General features: G+C 61.6%; 7 protein-coding genes. 4 read left to right on the forward strand and 3 right to left on the reverse strand.

Features of this window, described 5'->3' with window-relative positions:
* Window positions 1–212 precede the first annotated feature (212 nt).
* On the reverse strand, window positions 213–1,466 hold the full coding sequence (locus I6A60_RS40130) for a Shedu immune nuclease family protein (RefSeq protein ID WP_203011686.1): 1,254 nt from the start codon (window positions 1,464–1,466) through the stop codon (window positions 213–215).
* 378 nt (window positions 1,467–1,844) lie between these two features.
* Here I6A60_RS40130 and I6A60_RS40135 point away from each other — a divergent pair, with 378 nt between their 5' ends.
* From I6A60_RS40135 to I6A60_RS40145, 3 genes are all read left to right on the forward strand, one after another.
* A complete protein-coding gene (locus I6A60_RS40135) occupies window positions 1,845–2,663 on the forward strand; it encodes a hypothetical protein (protein WP_203041994.1) in 819 nt (272 codons plus the stop codon).
* A gap of 133 nt (window positions 2,664–2,796) precedes the next feature.
* Window positions 2,797–2,988, forward strand: coding sequence for a hypothetical protein (locus I6A60_RS40140; protein WP_203011684.1), 192 nt, complete (start codon window positions 2,797–2,799; stop codon window positions 2,986–2,988).
* Window positions 2,989–3,026: 38 nt separating this feature from the next.
* Window positions 3,027–3,920 (forward strand): hypothetical protein, encoded by an 894-nt coding sequence (locus tag I6A60_RS40145; protein WP_203011683.1) that lies wholly within the window; start codon window positions 3,027–3,029, stop codon window positions 3,918–3,920.
* 98 nt (window positions 3,921–4,018) lie between these two features.
* Here I6A60_RS40145 and I6A60_RS40150 read toward each other — a convergent pair whose 3' ends face one another.
* Window positions 4,019–5,248 (reverse strand): Shedu immune nuclease family protein, encoded by a 1,230-nt coding sequence (locus tag I6A60_RS40150; RefSeq protein ID WP_203011681.1) that lies wholly within the window; start codon window positions 5,246–5,248, stop codon window positions 4,019–4,021.
* Window positions 5,249–5,703: 455 nt separating this feature from the next.
* Here I6A60_RS40150 and I6A60_RS40155 point away from each other — a divergent pair, with 455 nt between their 5' ends.
* Window positions 5,704–6,699: an exodeoxyribonuclease VII large subunit gene (locus tag I6A60_RS40155; RefSeq protein ID WP_203011680.1), complete on the forward strand. Its 996-nt coding sequence runs from the start codon at window positions 5,704–5,706 to the stop codon at window positions 6,697–6,699.
* Between the two features lie 52 nt (window positions 6,700–6,751).
* Here the strand turns inward: I6A60_RS40155 and I6A60_RS40160 are convergent.
* Window positions 6,752–8,048: recombinase family protein (locus I6A60_RS40160; protein WP_203055873.1), on the reverse strand; the 1,297-nt coding region annotated here is incomplete at its 5' end.

Here is an 8,048-nt window from a genome sequence, read left to right on the forward strand (position 1 = left end):
TCGATCACGCGGCCACGCCGACCCGCACCCACACAGCCAACACCCAGTCCACACCATCAAGATCTAAAACAGGCTCTTAGAATTCTCGCTCAGAGCCTTGTCGAGCAGGCGCCCGGTCGAGCGACCGCTTTACGGACCACCTGAACCTCCCAGAGACTCCGTCGCGCCACGGACGGACTGCCTCCTGGCTTCAGTGCTGCGACCGAGGTTCGCTAATAGCTTGACGTCAGCGACTCCGCTCGCGCGTACAACTCGTCAAAGGTGATGATTTCAGGATCGTTGAGGCTTCGCCGAAGATTTTCGAACGATCGGAATTTTCCCACGTTGGTACGGCCGTCACGCACAAACTGTCGCAGATCTCCAACGATCAAATACGAGCGCGGCCGACAAAGATGGGCTTCGATGCCGGTCGGATATCCTTCGCGGTCCTTCTCAGCTTGGACTCGCCATTCACTGATCACGGTATCCACTGTTGCGTGACACTGGGCGATTGCTCCGCTCAACTCGGAACTGGCTCGCCAGGCGTCGGAACGGTACGGCGTCTCGACCAGAAGGTCCGTGTCGGGCCGCTTCAACTCCACCAGCGCGAAAGAGCTGATCTCACCGGCACTTCTGAGAACGGCATCGGGCCGCTTGCCGGCTGAGAAAGCAGAGGCGCCTTGCACCGTTTGGCTTAGCCGCGCGCGATCCCACGGCAGGAAGACTTGCGCCGAAAGCCCCAGTCCGAAAATCCATCGGTTCCGCTCAAAGTAATCCTGCCATACGTCTTCGGGACGAACAAGTCCCAGATCGGCCATCGTAGCCGAGAAAAATTCGGGATCGTCAAGGAGGCACCGGAAGACCTCTAGCGAAACCTTTCGACGAGCGACGGCGATCACATCATCGGCCTGCTCGTCGTTGCGTATGATTTTTGTGATCTCGCTACGCTTTGACGAGTAGAAGAACTGCGCGAAGTCCGGGTCGCGCATCATCTCGGCTACTACGGACGCTGGAACCTGCAACGGTTCCGCAGAGTCCAGCGGCAGCGCCGCTATCGAGTCCAGGAATTCACGAAGAATCATTATCTCGCGCCCGCGAAGCGATACAGAGTAGCCGGGAATTGGTTCTCCCTTGCGCCGCTGGGAGAATTTCTGAATTACCAGATTGGAGATCGTCCGGTCGTCTTCGAAGAAGACTGCTTTGAGTTCGTCTCGACGATGAGTTGTCCACCGTAAGATTACTTCGTGACCGTTACTCCGGTCAAACCGGACGTCCTCATTGCCATCGAAGACCTGATACACGAAACGACGGGCGCGTATGGAGTCCGTGCCGCCCAATACATCTTCGAAGCGCCGGGATATATAAATCCGCTCAGGTTCGCGCAGGTAGGGATGAAGTCCGTCTTCTTCGAAAGCGTACTGGCTTACAGTGTCGGACCCGTCTTGGTCATCGTACTCATCGTCGATGTCGTGCTCGTCGTATTCCATCTACCCTCCCACCCCGTCGTTCCCGGTGATCGTACCGCCCCTTTGCAGATCAGACTGCGCTTATGCAATCCTCCGATCTGTCCGCAAGGCGGATGCATGACCGGATGCCTCGTGCACTGGCACCGGGCTCGGCTGTCCGGCAGACAGAACGCGCCGTATGTCGCGCTGATGCCTGTATGGGGAGCTTGGGTCCACTTCCGATATCAACCGCTACGTCTGCACCTGCCCGACACCCGCGGCGCACCACCACGGACCGGTGATGGCGACGAGGACGGTCACGGTGATGAGCTCTGGAACCGTCTTGCGCTCGCGCGCTCTACCTGACTTCGGTCGGACCGAGCATCTGCCCCTGCTCATCGGACTCGTCGGTTCGGTCATATGATCGAAGCCATGTCAGGGGGACTGCCGGACGCTGCCCGAGTCTCGATCCGCAGCCGTGTTCAGCAACCTTGGCAGAACTTCGGCGAGTACGTCCCTTCACGGGTGATCGTCGACACAGGTGTCATCCTCGCGTTCGGCCAGGACGCCTCGGCCAAGTCTTCGGTCTCGGATGGGCTTCGGCCGCTCCTCGACACGGTGCGCACGGCCGACAGCCTCCGCCTCGTGTACCGCTCGACGGGCGCCGGCAAGGCCGCGGCAGCCGCAGCAGCCATCTCGCGGCTCGGCACGGCTGGCACACTCACCCGTCGTTGTCCGGCCGGGTGCGAGTGCCTCGATGCTGCTGTCTCGCTCCGCGTCGTCGTGCCATGGCTCGAACCATCCCCGGCGTTGCCCGCCGGCGAGACGGTGTCTGGCATCCCAGTCACCGACACCAGCCAGTGCGTCTCGCCGGTCCTGCTCGCCTCACCGTGCATGCGCGAGCCGGCCGCTATGCGGAGCACCTGGCCGCTAGCTTTCCAGCTCGGGGTGTCCGGGGTGGTCGGCCACCAGGCCGCATCCGCAATCTTCCTTGAGGCGGAACCGCAGCCATCGCGTGCGGAATTCGCGGACATTGACACCCTCGCCGCACAGCTCAACGGCTGGAACCGTGCCGGTTCCCGGCACTGGCGACGGCTCCTTCGGAGCTTCTTCGATCGCGTCTTCGCCCGGATCGGGCGTGCCGCCCAGGTCGTGCCGCTAGCGCCTCACGAGCCCTGCGACCTTCTGCCACTCCGCAGTGCGCTCACGCCCACCGCGCCGCCGGCCGCCGCTGCCTGACAAGCAGCGCGCCCGTGTAGACCGGCCCGGCCGCAGCGACGCTTGAAGACCACCCCCGCCGAGTCCGGACCAGGGAGTACGGTCGCTCCCACGTCCGAGCGGGTTCCTCATGTCTTTCTGGATCTTGCTTGTCATGTCACCCGTCCCCGTGCTGTGCGTGGGCCGCCTAGCCCTGTTCATCGTCGCCGTCGCGGCCCAGCGGTGGGCGAGATTGTCGAACGCCGATGTCGTGCGGCTGCTCAACGCGACGACCACCCGACTCCCGACCAGCGCATGGGCCACCTTGACCAGCCGACAGCACGAGCCGCCGACGCCGCCCCCGTGAGCACGGCTGGCGGCACATCCAGATAGCGAGGTCAGCACGTGAGGCGGGACGACTTCTTCCTCCAGCCGGACCCGCCGAAAGGCGCGCTCGACGACGACCCCTTCGGCTTCGCGTCGAGTCTCGCGCCTGTCTTCCATACGGATCTGGTCGAGGAGCTGCGCCACGGCCCCATCCCCGGCGCCGACGACCTCGAGGCGGCCATGGCGTTCGCGCGCGTCGTCCACGACGAGCTCCTGGCCTACGGCACCAACGGCCAGAACCAGCTCGACAACGAGGACGCGGCGCTGGCTCTCAAGGCGCTGCGATCGGTCCTGCGCCGCCTGGGCATCCCACTTGAGCTGCCCTTCCGCGACTTCGAGACCTTCCATAGCTATTGGATCAAGCAGGGCATGAAGGGCTCCTGGAACGACCGTCGGGAGTACCTGACCGGCGTCTTCGACCCGATCCATGCCCGGCTGGACCGCATGGAGGAGAACCGGCTGGAGCACCAGCTGGCCCGCCCCATCAGTCCGCAGCCCGCCACCGGGTGGCCGGACGTCGACGCCGAGATCGAGGAGCTCAGGCGCCACTTCGATGCGGCACGGACGCCCCAGGACTACCGAGGCGTCGGGACCGACTGTGTCGGCGTGTTGGAGGCTCTGAGCCGGACCGTCTACGACCCGGCCAAGCATCTGCGGCCGGGCGAGGAGATCCCGCCGCCGGCCAACACCAAGCAGCGGATCGGCCGGTACGTCGAGGACGCCCTGCCCGGCTCCGACAACAAGGAGATCCGCGGGCTGGCAGTCAAGGCCATCGAGGCAGCCCAGATGGCCAAGCACCGGACCACGCCCACCAGGCGGGACGCCGGTATCGCGGCCGACGCAGTGATCCTCTTGGCCAACATCCTTCGTCGGCTGGAGGAGCCCCCAGCCGGGCGCGAGCATCTCGGCTAACGCGCAATGGTGGGCCGCATGGCATGGGCCACCATGCGGTTCGGTGTATTGTGGCCATCCACGCTGCGTCGGCATTCCTAAATTCTGCCGGCCTTGCATCAATCCGGGATTTCGTTTTTTCCGGCCGACTCTTTGACTATGTACTGCGCGCGCTGATAGAGCTCGTCGAACGTGAGGATCTCCACCTCATGCATGGAGCGCCGGTACAGCTCAAAACTCAGCGACCTCTCCGGGTTGATGCGCCCACCAACAGCCAGCTGGGCGAGGTTTCCTATTACCAGCACCTGCCGTGGGCGCACGACCGAATAAGAAACGTCCGTGGGGGTTCCATCGCTTAGATAATGCTCCCGGATATTATCCACGATACCCCGCACGGCCTTATACGCGGTCTTCTGTACCTGCGCCACCCCTCCACTCAGTTCCTTCGACGCCTGGTAGACGTCGGGCTCCCGGTACGCCTCACTCTGAAGTAGGTCTGTCTGGTGATGTTTGATTTCGCAGAAGACAAGGCTACTGACGTAACCTCGGGTCAGAAGTAGGCCGTCAACCCGCTTTCCGCCACCAGCGAAGAAGCTGGCGCCGGTAGTGATCTTCTCCAGCCTATCCGCGTCAGCGGAATCGCATGACACGAGCTGGAGCCCGTAGCCAAAGATCCATTGATTGGCCTCGAAAAATCGTTGCCAGACTCTTTCGCGGCTGCCGCCTGCCTCCTGGCGTGCCGCCTCAAAGTGATCCTCGTCCTCAAGGAGCCTCCGAAACTCTTCGAGCTGTCCCTTCCTGTCCGCCAGCACTTGAATATCATGCTCCGTTAGACTTCCCCCGAGCGCCGACCGGACTGCCTCAATGACCGTTCCCTTATCCGCGCCCTGGAGAACCCCGGCAATCTCTGCCTCGCTGCCCGAAACCACGCGGAACGTGTTCGTGGGAGGGGTCATGCTCTTGAAGCTTTGGAGGAAGCTAATGAGGTTCCAGAGGCCCTTCCAGCCATCTGCGGTGTCAACAACCGCTTTGACGTCCCGAGTGGCCGCGCTATTCTCGATTTCCTGCTGCACCTTCTCCTTGCCGGCTTTGCTCTTATCTCTCTTCCAGAAACAGAGCCGGGGACTGAAGCCGTCTTCTAGCTTGATGAGTATGACCCGACACAGAGTCTGAACGCGGGGTAGATCATCCAGAATAAACTCGGTGACGAGCCGGCTGTCGGCCGTATCATAAAAATAGTAGAAATCGGCATTGGCTCCACTGGACCGAATCTCCAACGCCGAAAAATCACCGGTAATGGCATTGAAGTAAGTACTGTCGGCCTGAAATCGTGGAAGATTTATGATCATGTTCCGCCCCCGCGTTATGCCCGAACTAGACCCCGAGCTTGGTCGCCACCGCGCCAGCTTTCGGATTCCGGGCGTTTGGGCACGGGTACTGTAGCAGATCAGGAGAACCAAACCAAGATGGTCTCAATTGCGGGTTCACCTCATTGCTACGGGGAGGAAGCGGCCTCAGTAGCCCGGCAAGATCTTCTCACCAAGCATCGGATGGCTGCGCTGCGGTGGGCCCGCGACGACAGCCCGGATGGCGTGATGACCAGCCACGTCCGCCGGGGGTTGGTGGCGGCGCTCTTCACTAACCAGCTCGTCGCGGCTACACGCCGGGGAGGAACCGCTGCCGTACCTGCTGTGGCAACATTTCCCCCGTGTCCGACCACGACGGTGACAACTGGGTCCACCCTTCAGACATCCGCAGGGGACGCCGCCCGTGCTGCCGACAGGCGAACCGCCAGGGTGGCGACGTGGCCGGGCTGCACATCCTCGACCACCTGATCCCGGACCAGCACATGCTTACCGTCGGGTACTCGGTGTGCGGCCTGCGAACTGATGACGACGAGGACGACAGGCCCCGCCGCACCGGCTCATGGGAGTTCGTCACGATTCACGGGACCCTGCGTAGCGACCAACCGCGGCCGACCCTCGGCCTTGACAGCTTCGACGCGATCCTCGACGGCGTCGACGGAGAGCTCCGGAGCCTTGTCACGTCCGCGCCAATGGATCGCAGCCGCAGCGTGGTCCAAGAATTCGTGACGTGGCCGGACGCTGACCTTCGCCTGCACGTCATCAGGATGAACCGCCCAGACCCGCTCTTCCAGTCCGGGCGCATGCGGGAGGACTCAGACATCAGGTGGCCGCTGCCTCACCTCGACCGACCGCTCCGCGTGATCACCGGCAGCAGGGAGGGCGCGGGATGGCGGGACCTCGCCCCGGCACACGATGTCCTGGACCACTGTCAGGCGACCTCGTCGGCCAAGGCCCTGGCTGCCGCGTTGCGCAGCACTTCGCACTCCAGAGACAGGTGGGGCGGGGTCGTGATCACCAGGGGTGGCGGCGCAGCCAACGAGAGGGGCGACTGGCGCGATACCTTCAGCGCACCGGATGTCCTTGATGCGACGGCCGAGATCCAGGCCGGAGGACTCGTCGTTCTCAGCGGCTTAGGCCATGAGAAGGACGTAACCGCTCTGGACCGCCTGGCTGACTACTGCTGGCCGACACCAAGCGCGCTGGCAGGCACCCTGCACCGCCTCGCACGGTACCGGGAGTTGGCTGAGGTCGAGCCCGTCGATGGACTCAGACGTTCGGTGTACGACTTGGGCCGTGAGGTCAGGCAGGAGTTCGACAACGCCTGGGCGCGGCTGAGACCTCAGAGTCGGCAGCTCCAACGGAGGCCGCCGTGGGGCAGCGGTTCGTCACGCCTTGACCGCGCACGGGAACATATCCGCGGGGTCCTGGATTAATCCACGGAACTATGTTCCAAGGGTTCGGATAGTGTCCCAGAGCCCCAGCCATCTAGGATAGCCCTCCAAGAAGCAAATTATTCACATCAATGCTGCAAATCGTGTGATAGTACTGGGTTCGAAACTCGTCCAATAGCTCGCCCCAAGAATTCATTTTTAACGCGTGAGAGACCGCATCGAAGGGTTCGTTGAGTTCAAATAGTAGGGTTTCGTCCGCGACACGAAGGTTCGAAAGTGTGACGTTAAGCAAACGGCGTTTTTGGCTTATTCGCACCGCGTCCGACATGAACAGCGGACTAGCCCTACTGGCTAGTTCTAAGATCCTCGCACTTGATACAACGAACCGCTCTTGCCCATCCTGCTGATTCTCGATCTCGCTCATCAACTCGGCTTGGCGCCCCGTCATCTCATCGATCAGCTCGCCAAAGAGTTCCGGTTTGAGCTTGAAGCGATTGCGGTCGCGATACATATCCTTCATCTCTTCACCGAGGCGATCGTGCTCGGCGGCAAGCTTCCGAACGTTCGCCCCACGGAGCTCTCGGTCATACGGAGCGCTGCGTCGAAGCTCATCCACAAGTCCGGGTAAAATATCCTGCGGAATATGGATGGATTGAAAAACGGCGGATACCTGGGCGTCAATTCGCTTCTGGTTCAGTCGCTTTGCACCATGCGCCCCACCGTACTCGGTACACTTTAGATAGTAGTTGCCGCCTTTCTTCGGTCCATCCGTGGAAACGGTATACCTACAAGTCGCGCAACGTACCAGATCTCGATAGAGATACTCTTTCCCTAGGTGCTTGGTTCGGCCGGTCGAGCGCCGCTGATCTACCTCTTGAATTTTGCGCCACAGCCAAGGCTCGATCAAACGCTCGTACTTGTGCGGGTACGACTGGCCGCTGTAGCGCATATTCCCGGCGTAGAAAGGATTTTGGAGAAGGTGCTCTACTTGACGCTTCGCGATAGGCCTACCCTTGACTGTTGACCTCAGGCCCATGCTCCGCAAGTACCTTGTTATGTACCCATAGGAGAAGCCATCCGCCCTCATCTCAAGCGCCTTCTTTACAAGTTCCCATCGCTCGGGATCGAGAGCGATAGACTTAATCGGCTCATTCTTCGAGGTGAAGCCAACGACGATGTTCCTGTATCCAATCGGAGCTTTCCCTGGCCACTCGCCGTCTGCCAGCTTCTGCTCGAAGCGTCGGATCACATGTTCGGCGATTACGTTCGAGTAATAACCGCCCAAGGAAACGCCGATGTCCAGACGAAACCAATCAGCAGCTGGCGATCTTCGGTGAATAACCAAGCTGTCCGACGGAAAATGCAGTTCGATTTCGCCTGCACGAGCTAAC

Origin of the sequence: Frankia sp. AgB1.9, assembly GCF_016786355.1 — a bacterium.
Taxonomy (GTDB): domain Bacteria; phylum Actinomycetota; class Actinomycetes; order Frankiales; family Frankiaceae; genus Pseudofrankia.